General features: G+C 68.4%; 14 protein-coding genes. 1 reads left to right on the top strand and 13 read right to left on the bottom strand.

From position 1 onward, the window contains the following. The first annotated feature begins 47 nt into the window (after window positions 1-47). A complete protein-coding gene (locus U5798_RS20150) occupies window positions 48-932 on the top strand; it encodes a transcriptional regulator GcvA (protein WP_124456784.1) in 885 nt (294 codons plus the stop codon). Between the two features lie 40 nt (window positions 933-972). Here U5798_RS20150 and U5798_RS20145 read toward each other — a convergent pair whose 3' ends face one another. From U5798_RS20145 to flgB, 13 genes are all read right to left on the bottom strand, one after another. Then, window positions 973-2280, bottom strand: coding sequence for a solute carrier family 23 protein (locus U5798_RS20145; RefSeq protein WP_322082968.1), 1308 nt, complete (start codon window positions 2278-2280; stop codon window positions 973-975). Between the two features lie 284 nt (window positions 2281-2564). Beyond that, window positions 2565-3806 (bottom strand): flagellar hook-associated protein FlgL, encoded by a 1242-nt coding sequence (flgL, locus tag U5798_RS20140; RefSeq protein ID WP_124456786.1) that lies wholly within the window; start codon window positions 3804-3806, stop codon window positions 2565-2567. A gap of 22 nt (window positions 3807-3828) precedes the next feature. Beyond that, window positions 3829-5811, bottom strand: coding sequence for a flagellar hook-associated protein FlgK (gene flgK, locus U5798_RS20135; protein ID WP_124456787.1), 1983 nt, complete (start codon window positions 5809-5811; stop codon window positions 3829-3831). Window positions 5812-6006: 195 nt separating this feature from the next. Then, on the bottom strand, window positions 6007-6762 hold the full coding sequence (locus U5798_RS20130; protein ID WP_006477567.1) for a flagellar brake protein: 756 nt from the start codon (window positions 6760-6762) through the stop codon (window positions 6007-6009). Between the two features lie 243 nt (window positions 6763-7005). After that, window positions 7006-7998 (bottom strand): flagellar assembly peptidoglycan hydrolase FlgJ, encoded by a 993-nt coding sequence (flgJ, locus tag U5798_RS20125; protein ID WP_322082967.1) that lies wholly within the window; start codon window positions 7996-7998, stop codon window positions 7006-7008. Beyond that, window positions 7999-9177, bottom strand: a complete 1179-nt coding sequence (locus U5798_RS20120) for a flagellar basal body P-ring protein FlgI (protein ID WP_415859506.1) — start codon at window positions 9175-9177, stop codon at window positions 7999-8001. Between the two features lie 5 nt (window positions 9178-9182). Then, window positions 9183-9872 (bottom strand): flagellar basal body L-ring protein FlgH, encoded by a 690-nt coding sequence (gene flgH, locus U5798_RS20115; RefSeq protein WP_124456790.1) that lies wholly within the window; start codon window positions 9870-9872, stop codon window positions 9183-9185. A gap of 21 nt (window positions 9873-9893) precedes the next feature. Beyond that, window positions 9894-10682, bottom strand: coding sequence for a flagellar basal-body rod protein FlgG (gene flgG, locus U5798_RS20110; RefSeq protein ID WP_006477564.1), 789 nt, complete (start codon window positions 10680-10682; stop codon window positions 9894-9896). Between the two features lie 34 nt (window positions 10683-10716). Beyond that, the gene (gene flgF, locus U5798_RS20105) at window positions 10717-11475 is read right to left on the bottom strand and encodes a flagellar basal-body rod protein FlgF (RefSeq protein WP_124456791.1); all 759 of its coding nucleotides are present in this window, start codon (window positions 11473-11475) and stop codon (window positions 10717-10719) included. A gap of 19 nt (window positions 11476-11494) precedes the next feature. Then, entirely contained in the window at window positions 11495-12736 is a 1242-nt protein-coding gene (gene flgE, locus U5798_RS20100; protein ID WP_322082965.1) for a flagellar hook protein FlgE, read from the bottom strand. A gap of 27 nt (window positions 12737-12763) precedes the next feature. Next, window positions 12764-13513, bottom strand: coding sequence for a flagellar hook assembly protein FlgD (locus U5798_RS20095; RefSeq protein ID WP_124456793.1), 750 nt, complete (start codon window positions 13511-13513; stop codon window positions 12764-12766). Window positions 13514-13577: 64 nt separating this feature from the next. Then, window positions 13578-14003: a flagellar basal body rod protein FlgC gene (gene flgC / locus U5798_RS20090; RefSeq protein ID WP_034190310.1), complete on the bottom strand. Its 426-nt coding sequence runs from the start codon at window positions 14001-14003 to the stop codon at window positions 13578-13580. A gap of 37 nt (window positions 14004-14040) precedes the next feature. Next, window positions 14041-14529, bottom strand: coding sequence for a flagellar basal body rod protein FlgB (gene flgB / locus U5798_RS20085; RefSeq protein ID WP_124456794.1), 489 nt, complete (start codon window positions 14527-14529; stop codon window positions 14041-14043). Window positions 14530-14649: the final 120 nt, after the last annotated feature.

The following is a 14649-nucleotide window of genomic DNA, read 5'->3' as shown; positions in this document are numbered from 1 at the left end:
GGCAAAACGATTTTATCGGCACGCCCTTGTGATCTAGAATCACAAGCATGGCACGCGATCTCCCGCCCTTTTCCGCGCTTCGGGCCTTTGAAGCCGCGGCACGACATGAAAGCTTCAGCGCCGCCGGCGACGAGCTGCATGTGACTCATGGTGCCATCAGCCGGCAGATCGCCGCGTTCGAGGCGTGGCTCGGCAAGCCGGTGTTCCACCGCTACGGCAAGCGCGTGAAGCTCACCGACGAAGGCCGCCGCTACCTGGACACCGTGCGCGCGGCGTTCGACAGCATCGCGCATGCGACCGAGCAGTTGCGCAACACCGGCGCGGCGCGCGTGCTGCGCATCAACGCACTGCCGACCTTCGCGATGAAATGGCTGCTGCCGCGCCTGTCGCGGTTCCAGCGCGACGTGCCGAACGTCGAGCTGAAACTGTCGACGTCGAATGCGCCGCTCGACATGCTGAACGGTTTCGATGTCGCGATCCGCCGCGGCCCCGGCCACTGGCCGAACTGCACGAGCGGCCACTTCCTCGACGAAAGCGTGATCCCGGTCTGCAGTCCCGCGCTGCTCAAGCGCGCGCCGATCACCCGCGCGGACGATCTCGCGCGCCACGTGCTGCTGCATTCGGATACGCGGCCGGAAGGCTGGCGCGACTGGTTCGCGGCGGCCGGCGTGGCGATGAAGGGTCGCAAGCGGCAGTCGTTCGACCACTTCTACCTGGCACTGCAGGCGGCCGTCGACGGGCTCGGCGTCGCACTCGGCCCGCTGCCGCTGATCGACGACGAGCTCGCGAGCGGCCGGCTCGTGATGCCGCTCGACGGGCCGCGCATCGCGACGCGCAGCTACTGGTGGATCGCGCCGGGCGCGCCGGCCGACGATCCGCTCGTCGCGCAGTTCTGCGCGTGGCTGCAGGCGCAGTCGAATACCGGCGCGTGAGAGCGCGCCGGCGGGCGGCATTGCACCGCCCGCTGTTGAATCAGACCACCGGGCCCGGTTCCTTTTCCTTGCGCAGGATCGCGTACAGGATGATCGCGCCGAACGTCGCGGTGCCGATCCCGCCGAGCCCGAAGCCGCCGATCTTCAGCGAGAAGTCGCCGGCGCCGAGCACGAGCGTGACGGCCGCGACGATCAGGTTGCGGTTGTCGGAGAAGTCGACCTTGTTGACGACCCAGATCCGCGCGCCCGTCACCGCGATCAGCCCGAACACGACGATCGACACGCCGCCGAGCACGGGGCCCGGGATCGTCTGGATCACCGCGCCGAATTTCGGCGAGAAGCCGAGCCCGATCGCGATCAGCGCGGCGACCGCGAACACCAGCGTCGAATAGATCCGCGTGACGGCCATCACGCCGATGTTCTCGGCGTAGGTGGTCACGCCCGTGCCGCCGACGCTGCCCGATACGATCGTCGCGAGCCCGTCGCCGATGAACGCGCGGCCGACGTAGCGGTCGAGGCTGGTCCCCGTCATCGCGCTGACGGCCTTGATGTGGCCGAGGTTCTCCGCAACCAGGATCACCGCGATCGGCGCGAGCATCAGCATTGCATGCGGATCGAAGACCGGCGCACGGAAGCTCGGCACACCGAACCACGCGGCATGCGCGACGATCGCGAAATCGATCGGCTTGCCGAGGGCCATCCCGTTGGTCGCGACGGCATAGAGCGCGTACGCGATCGCGAGCCCGACGAGGATCAGCAGGCGCTGCATCATCCCGCGCGCGAACACCGCGACGCCGCCGACGCACAGCACCGTGACGAGCGCCATCACCGACTCGAAGGTCGAGCCCGACACGCCCTTCACCGCGATCGGCGCGAGGTTCAACCCGATCACCGCGACGACCGCGCCGGTGACGACGGGCGGCATCAGCGTCTCGATCCAGCGCGTGCCGATCGCCTGCACCAGCGCGCCGAGCGCGACGTACACGACGCCGCACGCGACGATTCCGCCGAGCGCGACCGGGATGTTCGGGTTCGGGCCGCTGCCGCCGTAGCCCGTCACCGCGATCACGAGGCCGATGAACGCGAAGCTCGAGCCGAGGTAGCTCGGCACGCGGCCGCCGACCAGCACGAAGAACAGCAGCGTGCCGATGCCCGACATGAAGATGCACAGGTTCGGGTCGAAGCCCATCAGCAGCGGCGCGAGCACGGTCGAACCGAACATCGCGACGACGTGCTGCACGCCCATCGCGACCATCTGCGGCCACGGCAGGCGCTCGTCGGGGCCGACCACGCGCGAGGCCGCGCCGGTCGACTGGACCCGCCAGCGCGGGAAGTAGGAATCGGACATGGGGAAAGGGCTCCTGTCGGTCGCCGGCTGCCAAGGATGCGCCGGTCTGGAATCTGGCGCGAGTTTACGGAGCGGGAATGGGGCTGGCAAGCGGGCTGACAAGCAGGCCGACACGCGGAGCGCAATCGCCGGCTGGCCGGCGTGCGACGCGGCTTGCCGGACGAGCGAACCGGTGCGCGGCCGCGCGGCCCGGTGCAACGGCCGCCCGCGCAGGGCACGCGGGCAGCGGATCGCGCCGGCGGTAATGCAAGCGTGCGCTCACATCGCCGCCGGCGCGCCGTGCATCAAGGATTGATGTACTGGAACAGCGACAGGTTCTGCAGTTGCACGTAAGCCTTCTGCGCGCCGGTCAGCGCGTTCTGCACCTGCAGGTACTGGCTGATCGTCGTGACCATGTTGGTGCTGGTCAGGTCCGACAGGTTGCTGGTCGTCTGCAGCGTCGCCGTCTGGTTGACGGCCTGCATCGCCTTGACTTCCTGCTCGCGGCCGCCGACCGATGCCTGGATCGTCGTGACGTTGCGCATCGTGTTGCCGAGCTTGGTCGAGCCCGTCATCAGCGCGTTCTTCAGCGCTGCGCCCGCCACCGCATTGGCCGTCACGGGCGTATTCAGCGCCGAGATCATCGCGTCGAGCGTCGAGAACACGTCGGAGCCGCCGCTCGCCTGCGGCGCGGGCGAGACCGCGAACGTGTCGCCCGCGGCCGGCGTGCCCGATACGGCCACCGTCATGCCGCCGCCGAGCGCGATCGCCGAGCCCGCCGAATAGGCCTGCGCCGGCGTGGTGGTCGGCGGGCTGGCCGAGTTGTCGGTCACCGTGTAGGTCGGCGCGGCGGCCGTGCCGCCGAACGTGATCGCGTACTGATGGCCGTTCGTCGCGATCGACGGGTTCGTCACCGTGACCGTGCCGATCGTGCCGGTGCCCGTGTTGCCCGCGCCGGCCGACGGCACCGGCGAGCTGCCGATCCCCGGCACCGACATGAAGACGGCCGCGCCCGTGTCGCCCTGCGACACGGTGCTCGAATCGGCGATCTGCACCTGGCGCGTCCCCGTGTCGCCGACGTAGGCGACGCTGCCGCTCGCCGTCGTCGAAAACGGCGCCGCCGAATTCTTCGTGCCGGCGAACAGGTAGTTGCCCGCACCGTCGTTGGTGTTCGCGAGCGTCATCAACTGGTCGCGGTAGCCCTGCAGCTGCGTTGCGAGCGCCGAGCGGTTGCTGTCGGACAGCGAGCCGTCGCCGGCGCGCACGAGCAGCGACTGCGCGCTCGTCAGCACGCCGCTGACGCTCTGCAGCGTCTGGTCCTCGGCCTGCAGCGACGCGAGCGCCGCGTTCTGGTTGGTCGCGTACTGCGACAGCGTCGCCGACGTCATCGACAGCTGCACGGCCTGCGCCGCGCCGGCCGGGTTGTCGGCCGCCGTCTGCAGGCTCACGCCGCTCGAGATCTGCTGATACAGCTGCGCGAGCTGGGCCTGCTGGTCGTTCATTTGTGAAACGTTCAGCTGGAAGAACTGGGTGCTGGAAATCCGCATCGCCTCTATTCCTCGAATCCGGTCAGTTGAACAGGCCGAGCACGGTCTGGAACAGCGTCGCCGCCGTCTGGATCACCTTCGCGTTCGCCTGGTAAAGCTGCTGGTACTGCATCAGGTTGGCCGCTTCCTCGTTCTGGTTCACGCCCGACACCGACTGCTGCGCCTGGGTGATCTGGCCGACCAGCCCGGTCTGCGCGGCGCTCGACGATTTCAGCTGGGTCGTCGTATTGCCGATGCCGTTCACGTAGCTCGCGTACGCGCCCGTGAGCGTCGCCGTGCCGTTGCCGAGCGCCTTCGCGTTGACCAGCTTCGACAGCGCGAGCGCGTTGGAGCCGTCGCTGGTGCCGCCCGCGTACGGCCCGATCGTGAACGAGTCGCCGGTCGCCGGTGCGCCGGTCAGCGTGATGCTCACGCCGTTGAGCGCGCCCGCGGCCGTCCCCGACATCGTCATCGTCGCGCCGGCCGCCGGGTCGTACGGGACGGTGTCCGTCGGGCTGCCGATCGTGACCGACGTCGGCGGCGTGGTGCCGACCGTCACCGTGGTGCCGGCCGGGAAGCCCGTCAGCGTCTTCGCCGTCGCGTCGTAGGTCAGCTTGGTCGTCGGCACCTGGTAGCCCGCGGTCACGCCGGCCAGCGTGATCTTGCCCGTGCCGGTGTTGGTGCCCGCCGCCGACGTGACGGCCGGCGACGCGGCCGCGATCGCCGACGCGCTCGTCGTCGCGAGGCCGAAGCCGTTCAGCACGCCGCGCGTCGGCAGCACGGTGAACTTGTCGCCGGCGTTCATCGAGCCGGACGGGGTCGAGAAATTCAGCCCGCCGAGCGAGACCGGCATCGGCCCCGCCTTCTGGTCGACCACCGCACCGCTCGCGCGGTCGGCCAGCGTGTAGTTGGTGCCGTCGTAGGACAGCGTGTAGTCGCCCGTCGTCGGCTGCGACGCGTTCGCGAACGACACGGACAGCGATGCGTTGCCGGTGTTGCCCTGGTTCGAGTACACGGTCGGCGACGGCGTCGTGAACAGGTTGCCGCCCTTGTTGCCCGACAGGTCGATGCCGAGCGCGTTCTGCGCGTTGACCTGCGCGGCGAAGCTGGTCGCGATCGCGCCGAGCTGGGCCTGCGCGGGATCGAGCGTCTGGCTGCGGAACGCGAGCAGGCCGCCGAGCGTGCCGCCCGACAGCGACGAATCGGGCAGCGCCTGGTTCGGCCCCTGCGGGTTCGCGCCGGCGATCCCCTGCGACACGACGGTCAGCTCGCTCGGATCCGACGGCGACGTGACGGCCGCGAGCTGGTAGCTCTTGTCGGCGACGACGAGCGGCTGGCCGCCCGACAGGAACACGCTGTAGCCGCTGTCGTTGCGCACGACCTGGATGCCGGCGAGGCCCGACAGGTTCGACACCGCGAGGTCGCGCTGGTCCATCAGCTGGTTCGGCGGCTGCCCCTGGCTGCTCGCCGCCGCGATCTGCTGGTTCAGCTTCGCGATCTGCGTGGTGTACGTGTTGATCTGCGACACGGTGCTGGTGAGCTGCGTGTTCACGCTCTGGCGCAGCGCGTCGTACTGCTGGCCGGCCGCGTTGATCTGGTTGGCCAGCGTCTGCGCGTTGCTGATCGCGGTCTGGCGCACCGACGGGTCGGACGCGTTGTTCGCGACGTTCTGCAGCCCGGTGAAGTAGCTCGTGATCCCGGTCGAGATCCCCGCCGTCGGGCTGCCGATGTAGTTGTTCAGCTGCGCGACGAGCGTGTACCACGTCGACAGCGCGCCGCCCTGCGTCTGCGCGGTGTTCAGCTGGTCGCTCAGGTACTGGCTGTACTGGCGCTGCACGGTGACGGTGCTCACGCCCTGCGGCATGTAACCGCTGCCCGTGTACTGGCCGCTCGTTTCGGCATAGACCGGCCGCTCGACCGAATAGCCGGGCGTCGCGGCGTTGCTGATGTTGTTGCCGGTCGTCGTGAGGCCCCAGAGCGCGGCATTCAGGCCGCTGACGCCGAGGTTCATGAGTGTGTTGGACATGCGCGATCCTGATGAGCCGGCCGCGCTGCGGCCGCCGGGTTGCGTGACTCCCGGTATAACGGCCGCCGATGGGAAAAATTGAGGAAAAAATGCACGCGCGACGCGCGAATGCGCGGCGCGGGCCGAGCCGTCCGGCAGGTGGCGCCGGCGGAGGGTCGCGGGGCGCGCCGGGCCAGGCCGGCGGCCGCGGGCGCGTCAGGCCCGCGCGAGCGAGCGGCGCTTCATCTCGAGCTGCGTGATCAGCCGCTGCAGCGTGTTTTCCGCGCTGCCCGGCAGCGACATGTAGCGGAACCCGAGCTGGTAGCGCCGCGACCCGTTCGGCATCTGCGTCGAGCGCTGCGACACGAGCTGCAGGTCGAGCGACAGCTTGCCGTGACCGGTCAGCTCGAGCTCGACGTCCGGCAGCAGCGTGCCGACCTCGAGCGCCTCGACGCGTTCGTCGGCCGTGCGCAGCCCCACGCCGCCGAGCGACAGGTTGTGCACCTCGAACAGGAAGCTCTCGCCGTCCGGCAGCTTGCCGCGGCACAGGAACGGATCGACGATCGGCGCATCGACGCGGAAATATTCACGGCGCTGGATGCAGACCAGCACGTCGGGGAAATCGGCGACGAACGCGGGCAGCCCCTCGTAGCGCGTCTCGCGCGGCGTACCCGTGGTGAATTCGACGCGCACGCCCTCCGGCGAGGCCGCGAACGTGCAGTGCGACGCGCCGAGGATGCCGGCGTTCTGCTCGGACAGCGCACCCCAGTCGAACGTGAACGTCCGCGCGCCGACATCGACCTCGAGCAGGCGCGTGACGAGCTGGCCGCCCGGATACTGGACGGTCAGGAAATCGCCGCGATTCACGAGGTTGCGCAGCTGCACGCCGATTTCCAGCGGATTGCGGCGGGCATAGTCGGGCCCGGAGTGGCCTGCATCCAGGCTGGGGTCCGTCGACGTTTCGATATTCATGGCTAGCCGGTCTTTCTTGTCATGGGCGCCCGGGCAACCGGTGCGCAGTAAAACCGGGCCAGATCACGGGCCCGGTCGCAGGTCTCTCACACTTAGCGGCAGTGCTGACCGAAAGTTTAGATCGAATTGGCGAATTTTTTCGCGCAAACGTTGAAACCGCGCGCGGCGGGCTGCCGGGCGCGGTCCTGAGGGGGGAAACGGATGGCGGCGGGCGCCCGTCTTCAGCGAAGCGGGCGCTGGCCGTCAGCCGATCTGCTGCATGATCGAGATCAGCTTTTTCGCGTAATTCGGGTCGGTCGCGTAGCCAGCCTTCTGCATCCCGTGCGCGAAGCCTTCGACGCTGCGGCTCGCGCTGAGCACGCCCGAGTAGCGCGGGTTGTTCTTCAGCAGGTTCGCGTAGTCGGTCATCGCGTGCTCGTACGAGTCGTACGCGCGGAACTTGGCGACCACGCGGCGCGGCGTGCCGTTCACGTATTCGGTCGTCAGCGCCGATACCGTGCGGCCCGTCCAGCCCTTGTTCGCCTTGATGCCGAACACGTTGTAGCTGGTCGAGCCGTCGGACGCGCGGATCTCGCGCTTGCCCCAGCCCGATTCGAGCGCGGCCTGGCCGACGATGAAGCGGGCCGGGATGCCGGTCGTCGCACTGGCCGCCTGCGCGGGGCCGGCGAGCCGGTCGACGAACGCGTCGGCGTCCTGCACGCCGCTCGCGCCCTTGACCGGCGGCGTCAGCGCGCTGCCGGCCGAGTAGCCGCGCGCGCCGGCGAGCCCGCCGTTGTTCGCCGCGTTCGCATAGGCCTTCGCCATCGCGTTCATCGCGGCGAGGCTGCCTTCGTTGCCGGCCGTGCCAAGGCCGCCGGCACCCATGCCGCCCATGCCGCCCGCGCCGAGGTCGGCCGCGGTGTCGCTGCCCGTGCCCGCACCGGCGTTGCGCAGCAGCTGCTTCATCAGCGCGTCGGCGACGCCGATCCCGTGCTTCGACATCTGCTGCGCGAGCTGCTGGTCGAGCATCGACGTGTACATCTTCGACGTATGCGAATCGAGCAGCCCGCCGTCCGGCGACGCGTCGCGCATGCTCTTGAGCATCATCTGCGTGAACATCGCGTCGAACTGGCCGGCAACCGCCTTCGCGCCGGCCTGCGGCGACTGCTTCGCCTGCGCGCGCAGCGCGTCGAAACCCTGCACGTCGAGCGCGAAGCGCTGCGTGAGGTCGTTTGCGTTCGGAAGATTCGCCGCCATTTAGATCACCTCCAGGTCGGCGCGCAGCGCGCCGGCCGCCTTCATCGCCTGCAGGATCGACATCAGGTCCGCGGGCGTCGCGCCGAGCGTGTTCAGCGCCTTCACGACGTCGGCGAGGTTCGCGCCGGCCGTCACCATCTTCAGCGCGCCGTTGTCCTGCTTCAGCTGGATCTGCGACTGCTGCGCGACCACCGTCTGCCCGTTCGAGAACGGCCCCGGCTGCGACACCACCGGCTGCGTATTGACGACGACCGACAGGTTGCCGTGCGCGACCGCGCAGCTCTGCAGCGTGACCATCTGATTCATCACGATCGAGCCCGTGCGCGCGTTCAGGATCACCTTCGCCGCGGCCTTGTCCGGGCTCACGTCGAGGTTCTGCAGCCTCGCCATGAACGCGACCTGCTGCGCCGAATCGGCCGGCGCCGCGAGCTGGATCGTGCGGCCGTCGAGCGCCGTCGCGGTGCCCGAGCCGAAGCTCGAGTTGACCGCGGACACGATCCGCTGCGCGGTACCGTAGTCCATGTCGTTCAGCTGCAGCTGCAGCACGCCGTTCATCTGCGCGACCGCGTTCGGCACCGCGCGTTCGACGATCGCGCCGCCGACGATCCGGCCGGCCGCGAGCTGGTTCACCTGCACGCGGCTGCCGTTCGCGCTGGCGCCCGCGCCGCCGACCGCCATGTTGCCCTGCGCGAGCGCGTACACCTGCCCGTCCGCGCCCTTCAGCGGCGTGAGCAGCAGCGTGCCGCCGCGCAGGCTCTTCGCGTTGCCGAGCGACGACACGGTCACGTCGAGCGCCTCGCCCGGCCGCGCGAACGGCGGCAGCGTGGCCGTCACCATCACGGCCGCGACGTTCTTCAGCTGCATGTTGTTCAGCGACGACGGGCCGCCGTTCGCCGAACCGTTGTTGATCGAGATGCCGAGGTTCGCGAGCATGTTCGCGAGCGTCTGCGTCGTAAACGGCGTCTGCATCGTCTGGTCGCCCGTGCCGTCGAGACCGACGACGAGGCCGTAGCCGATCAGCGGGTTGTCGCGCACGCCCTGGATCTGCGCGAGGTCCTTCAGGCGTTCCGCCTGCGCGGGCGCCGCGCCGAGCACGCAGGCCGCGGCCACGAACGCGACGGCGAGCCGCGCGGCGCGATGCGTGCGCGCCGACAGGCGGTGGATCAGGGTCGTCTGCATCGTCATCACCACGGCGCGATGTTGAGGAAGAAGCGCTGCAGCCAGCCCATCGTCTCGGCTTCGTTGATGTAGCCCTTCGACGAGTATTCGATCTTCGCGTCGGCGACCTGCGTCGAGTAGACGGAGTTCGCGCCCGAGATCGTGTTCGGGTTGACGACACCCGAGAAGCGCACGAATTCGTTGCCCTGGTTGATCAGCATCTGCTTCTCGCCGCTGACCACGAGGTTGCCGTTCGGCAGCACGCCCGTGACCGTCACCGTGATCGTGCCGTTGAACGTGTTCGCCGCGCTCGCGCCGCCGGTGGCCGCGAACTTGTTGGCGCCGGTGGCCGACAGGTTCGCCTTCGCGAACAGCCCGCCGAGGAAGCCGGCCGTCGGCACGTTGAAGTCGGTGTTGCCCTGCCGGTTGGTGTTCGCGCCCGACGACTTGGTCGCGTTGATGTTCTCCGCGATCATGATCGTCAGGATGTCGCCGATGTTGCGCGGCCGCTGATCCTCGAACAGCGGCCGCCCCGCGTAGCCGGGGTTGTAGATCGAGCCGGGCGCCTGCATCGACATCGGCGCCGGCGGCTGCGCGGTCATCGGCTGCTGGATGATCGGATCGCGCGGGATCTGCGCGCAACCGGCGAGCGCCGCCACCGCGACCGCGCAGGCTGCGCGGAAGGGGGCTGACGGGAGGAGGCGAACCTGCTTCATGGCGACGGCGGGACTTTCCGGTTAGCTCTTCATCTGCGTGACGGTCTGCAGCATCTGGTCGGACGTCGTCACGGCCTTGCTGTTGATCTCGTAGGCACGCTGCGTCTGGATCATGTTGACGAGTTCCTGCACGACGTTCACGTTCGACGCCTCGACGTAGCCCTGGTTGAGCACGCCCGCGCCGTTCAGCCCCGGCTGCGACACGTTCGGCGCGCCCGACGACGTCGTTTCCGCGAACAGGTTCTCGCCCTTCGCCTCGAGGCCGGTCGGGTTGATGAAGGTCGCGATCTGCAGCGAGCCGATCTGCACCGCGTTGCTCGAGCCCGGCTGCGTGACCGACACGACGCCGTCCTTGCCGATCGTCAGCGACTGCGCGTTCTGCGGCACGGTGATCGCCGGCAGCACCTGGTAGCCGCTCGACGTGACGAGCTGGCCCTGCGCGTTGGTCTGGAACGAGCCGTCGCGCGTGTACGCGTTCGTGCCGTCCGGCATCAGCACCTGGAAGAAGCCCGCGCCGTTGATCGCGACGTCCTTCGAGTTGCCGGTCTGCGTGAGGCCGCCCTGCGTGTACAGGCGCTCGGTCGCAACCTGCTGCACGCCGGTGCCGAGCTGCAGGCCCGACGGCAGCTCGGTCTGCTGCGTCGAGTTCGCGCCGGGCTGGCGGATGGTCTGGTACAGCAGATCCTCGAACACCGCGCGCGACGCCTTGAAACCGTTCGTGCTGGTGTTCGCGAGGTTGTTCGAAATCACGTCCATCTGCGCTTGCTGCGCATTCATGCCGGTGGCGGCGATGTAGAGCGAACGGTTCATTTATCGATTCTCCTGCTTGGGCTGGCGCGGGCGCTCAGCTGAAGTTGAGCAGCTGGTTCGCCGTCTGCTCGTTCTGGTCGGCCGTCTGGATCAGCTTCGACTGAAGCTGGAACGCACGCGCGTTGTCGATCATCGCGACCATCGCGGTCACCGGGTTGACGTTGCTGCCTTCGAGCGAATTCGGCGTGACGACCACGTTCGTGTCGGCATCGGCCGGATTGCCGTCGGCGGTACGGAACAGCCCGTCGTTGCCGCGCGTGAGCGTGGCCGGATCGGGATTGACGAGCTTCATCTGGTCGACGATCGCAACGGCCGTCGGCGGGTCGCCCGGCATCAGCGCGGACACCGTACCGTCCTTGCCGATCGTCACTTCCGCGTTCGGCGGCACCGAGATCGGGCCGCCGTTGCCGATCACCGGCAGGTTGCTCGCGTTGACGAGCTGGCCGTTCTCGTCGACGTGCAGGTTGCCGGCGCGCGTGTACGCCTCGCTGCCGTCGGCCGTCTGCACCGACAGCCAGCCGGCGCCCTGCACGGCGACGTCGAGCGGGTTGCCGGTGCGCGTGATCGGACCCGGTGCGTAATCCGCGCCGGGCGTCGACGCGAGCACGTAGGTACGCGTCGTCGTCGGGTCGATGTTGCTGCCGTCGCCGAAATTCATCGGCACCGCGCGATACGTCGCGAGCTGCGCGCGAAAGCCCGTCGTCGATGCGTTCGCGAGGTTGTTCGCGACGATCGCCTGCTGGTCGAGCGACTGCGACGCGCCCGTCATCGCCGTGTAGATCAGTCGGTCCATGGCTGCCGGTTATCCGCGCTTACAGGTTGATGAGCGTCTGGTCGACGGTCTGCTGCGTCTTGATCGTCTGCGCGTTCGCCTGGTAGTTGCGCTGCGCGGTGATCAGGTTGACGAGCTGCGACGTGAGGTCGACGTTCGAGTTTTCCAGCGCGCTGCCCTGCAGCGTGCCGTGGTTCGTGCTGCCCGGCGCCGACACCTGCGGCACGCCCGACGCCGAGGATTCGGCGTACTGGTTGCCGCCGAGGTTCACCAGCCCGTTCGGGTTGTTGAAGTTCGCGAGCGCGATCAGGCCGAGCACGGCGGTCTGGCCGTTCGAGTAGTTGCCGGTCAGCTTGCCGTCGGAGCCGATCGAATAGGTCGTCAGCGTGCCGCTCGCGAAACCGTTCTGCGCGAGGTTGTTCACGCCGTCCTTGCCGCCGTACTGCGTGGTGCCGGTCAGGTCGAGCGTGAGGCTCTGCGGCGTTGCCGAGCCGTCGGTGTTCGGCACGGTGAACTGGAACTGGCCGACCGAAGCGGTCGGCGCCGGCGGCGTGCCCGTCGTCGTGCTCTTGATCGCGCCCGACGTATCGAACGTGACCGTGCCGAGATCGGTCGTCGTGCCGCCCTGGACGCCCGCGTACGCTTCCCACGTGCCGGCTGCCGACTTCACGAAATACATGTTGACCGCTTGCGAGCCGCCGAGCGAGTCGTACACCTGGATCGACGTCGAGTAGTTGTAGGTCGTGCTGTCGGTCGCGCTGAACGGCGTCTTGGTCGGCACCGTGTCCTGCGAGTTCAGGTTGAACTGGCCGGTGATCTTGGTCGTCGCGGTCGGCGCGATGTTGGTCGTCGGCGCCTGCAGCGGCACGGTCTGCGCGGTGTTGATCACGCCGCCCGCGCCGGCCGCATAGCCCATCAGGTTACGGCCCTGCGAATCGACGATGAAGCCGTTCTTGTCACGCTGGAACGTGCCGTCGCGCGAGTACGTCGTCACGCCGTTGTTCGACATCTGGAAGAAGCCGTTGCCGTTGATCGCGACGTCGAGCGACGAGTTCGTCGTATTGATCGTGCCCTGGCCGAACTGCTGCTGCACCGACCCCAGCGACGTGCCGATGCCGATCTGCGTGTTGACCGACGTCGCGACCGAGTTCGCGTACATGTCGGAGAACTGCGCGGTGCTCGACTTGAAGCCGACCGTATTCGCGTTCGCAATGTTGTTGCCGATCACGTCGAGTGCGTTCGAGGCACCGGCGAGGCCGCTCAGACCCTGTTGATAACCCATTTCGGTCTCCGTTTCGAGAAAGCTCGATCAGTTGGTGGGGGTGTCGCCGGTCGTGGACGACGTCTTGACGTTCGGGAAGATCGACGCGACCTGGGTGAGCCCCACCGTCGTACCGTTCGACAGCACCAGCCCCGCCGTGCCGTCCGCCTGCTTGATCACGCTCTGCACCGTGGCGGCTGCCAGCACGGTCGGCGCGTAGGCCTTGCCGTCGGTGCCGGTGTACTGCGCGCTGACCGTGTACGCGCCGTCCGGCAGCGCGTTGCCGGCCGCGTCGGTCGGCGTCCAGTTGAACGGCACCGTGCCGGCCGACTGCTTGCCCGCGTTGATCGTGTTGACGACGACGCCCGCGCTGTTCTTCACGGTGATCGTCAGGTTCGACACGTCGCTCGCGAGCGACACGCCGAACGGCGACGCCGCGCCGCTCTTCACCGCGACCGCGTTGCCCGGCGCGAGCACGTTCGTGCCGATCAGCAGCGCCGCCTGCGTCTGCTGGCCGGCCGTGAGCTGCGTCGACAGCGACGTCAGCGACGTGTTCAGCTGCGCGATGCCGCTCACCGTGTTGATCTGCGCGAGCTGCGACGTCATCTGCGAGCTGTCGACCGGGCTCGTCGGATCCTGGTTCTGCAGCTGCGTGACGAGCAGCTTCAGGAACGTCGCCTGCAGGTCGCTCGCCGACGTGCCTTTGGTCGACGACACGTTGTTGGTGTTCATCGTGTCGGTCGGCAGGGTCGACACGTTCGTGCCATTGCTGCCGATCGTCGTGCTGGAGGAAGTCATCCTGGGTGGCCTTCTGTCGAAACTGTCGGGTCTGTCGGGTCTGTGAGGTCGGTGGACGCGCGGCTTACGAGCCGATCGTCAGCGTCTTGAGCATCAGCGTCTTCGCGGTGTTCAGCGTCTCGACGTTGGCCTGGTACGAGCGCGACGCCGAGATCATGTTCACCATCTCCTGCACCGGATCGACGTTCGGCATCTGCACGTAGCCGTTCGCGTCGGCGGCCGGGTTCGCCGGGTCGTAGGTCGACTTCATCGGCGACGGGTCGTCCATCACCTTCGTCACGCGCACGCCGCCCACGCCCTGGCCGGACGCGGTGCGCGCACCGCCGATCGGGTCGGTCGCGAACACGACCTGCTTGGCCTTGTACGGCTTGCCGTCGGGGCCGGTGGCGCTGTCGGCGTTCGCGAGGTTCGACGCGGTGACGTTCAGGCGCTGCGATTGCGCGGACAGCGCCGAACCGGCGACGCCGAAGATGTTCATCAACGAAGGCATGGTGGCTCCTGGTGCTTGTGCTCGGGTTCGGTTGCGCTTACGAGTTCGTCGAGATCGCGGCGATCATCGCCTTGATCTGCTGGGTCATCACGGTCATCCCGGTTTCGTAGTGCAGCGCGTTGTTCGCGAACTGCACGCGCTCGACGTCAAGATCGACCGTGTTGCCGTCGAGCGACGGCTGCAGTGGCATCCGGTACTGCGCACGGCCGTAGTCGTCCGACGGGCCGCCGGTCGGGATCAGCTTCGCGGTGCCGGCCATGTGACCGGCCGCCGTCGACACCATCGACATGCCGTTCGTCACGCCGGCCGGCTGCGCCATCGGCAGCTGCGCGGCGTTGCTCGGCGCCAGGCCGCCGCTCGTCTGCTTCAGCGAGCGCGCGAGCGTCGACGCGAAATCGACGTCACGGGCCTGGTAGCCGGGCGTGTCGGCGTTCGCGATGTTCGACGACAGCAGTTCCTGCCGGTAGGCGCGCACGTCGAGCGCCTGTCGGCCGAACGCGAATTCCGCATCGAGTTTGTCCAGCATGTGTGCGTCCCTCCGTATGAAGCGCTGCACGCCCCTCGCGCCGGATGGCGACCCGAGAGGCTTTTTTCCATGACAGCGATGGTAGGCGCCGGACGCAACCGGCAATCGGGCGAATAACGC

This window comes from Burkholderia sp. BCC1972 (genome assembly GCF_905339605.1).
Taxonomy (GTDB): domain Bacteria; phylum Pseudomonadota; class Gammaproteobacteria; order Burkholderiales; family Burkholderiaceae; genus Burkholderia.
The sequence above is the reverse complement of the archived record's forward strand: the minus strand, read 5'-3'. Positions and strand labels throughout refer to the sequence as shown.

Bases quoted from the DNA above. Each gene is read 5' to 3' on its own strand.
- U5798_RS20150 (WP_124456784.1), top strand. From the start codon at position 48: ATGGCACGCGATCTCCCGCCCTTTTCCGCGCTTCGGGCCTTTGAAGCC.
- U5798_RS20145 (WP_322082968.1), bottom strand. From the start codon at position 2,280: ATGTCCGATTCCTACTTCCCGCGCTGGCGGGTCCAGTCGACCGGCGCG.
- flgL (WP_124456786.1), bottom strand. From the start codon at position 3,806: ATGCGGATTTCCAGCACCCAGTTCTTCCAGCTGAACGTTTCACAAATG.
- flgK (WP_124456787.1), bottom strand. From the start codon at position 5,811: ATGTCCAACACACTCATGAACCTCGGCGTCAGCGGCCTGAATGCCGCG.
- U5798_RS20130 (WP_006477567.1), bottom strand. From the start codon at position 6,762: ATGAATATCGAAACGTCGACGGACCCCAGCCTGGATGCAGGCCACTCC.
- flgJ (WP_322082967.1), bottom strand. From the start codon at position 7,998: ATGGCGGCGAATCTTCCGAACGCAAACGACCTCACGCAGCGCTTCGCG.
- U5798_RS20120 (WP_415859506.1), bottom strand. From the start codon at position 9,177: ATGCAGACGACCCTGATCCACCGCCTGTCGGCGCGCACGCATCGCGCC.
- flgH (WP_124456790.1), bottom strand. From the start codon at position 9,872: ATGAAGCAGGTTCGCCTCCTCCCGTCAGCCCCCTTCCGCGCAGCCTGC.
- flgG (WP_006477564.1), bottom strand. From the start codon at position 10,682: ATGAACCGTTCGCTCTACATCGCCGCCACCGGCATGAATGCGCAGCAA.
- flgF (WP_124456791.1), bottom strand. From the start codon at position 11,475: ATGGACCGACTGATCTACACGGCGATGACGGGCGCGTCGCAGTCGCTC.
- flgE (WP_322082965.1), bottom strand. From the start codon at position 12,736: ATGGGTTATCAACAGGGTCTGAGCGGCCTCGCCGGTGCCTCGAACGCA.
- U5798_RS20095 (WP_124456793.1), bottom strand. From the start codon at position 13,513: ATGACTTCCTCCAGCACGACGATCGGCAGCAATGGCACGAACGTGTCG.
- flgC (WP_034190310.1), bottom strand. From the start codon at position 14,003: ATGCCTTCGTTGATGAACATCTTCGGCGTCGCCGGTTCGGCGCTGTCC.
- flgB (WP_124456794.1), bottom strand. From the start codon at position 14,529: ATGCTGGACAAACTCGATGCGGAATTCGCGTTCGGCCGACAGGCGCTC.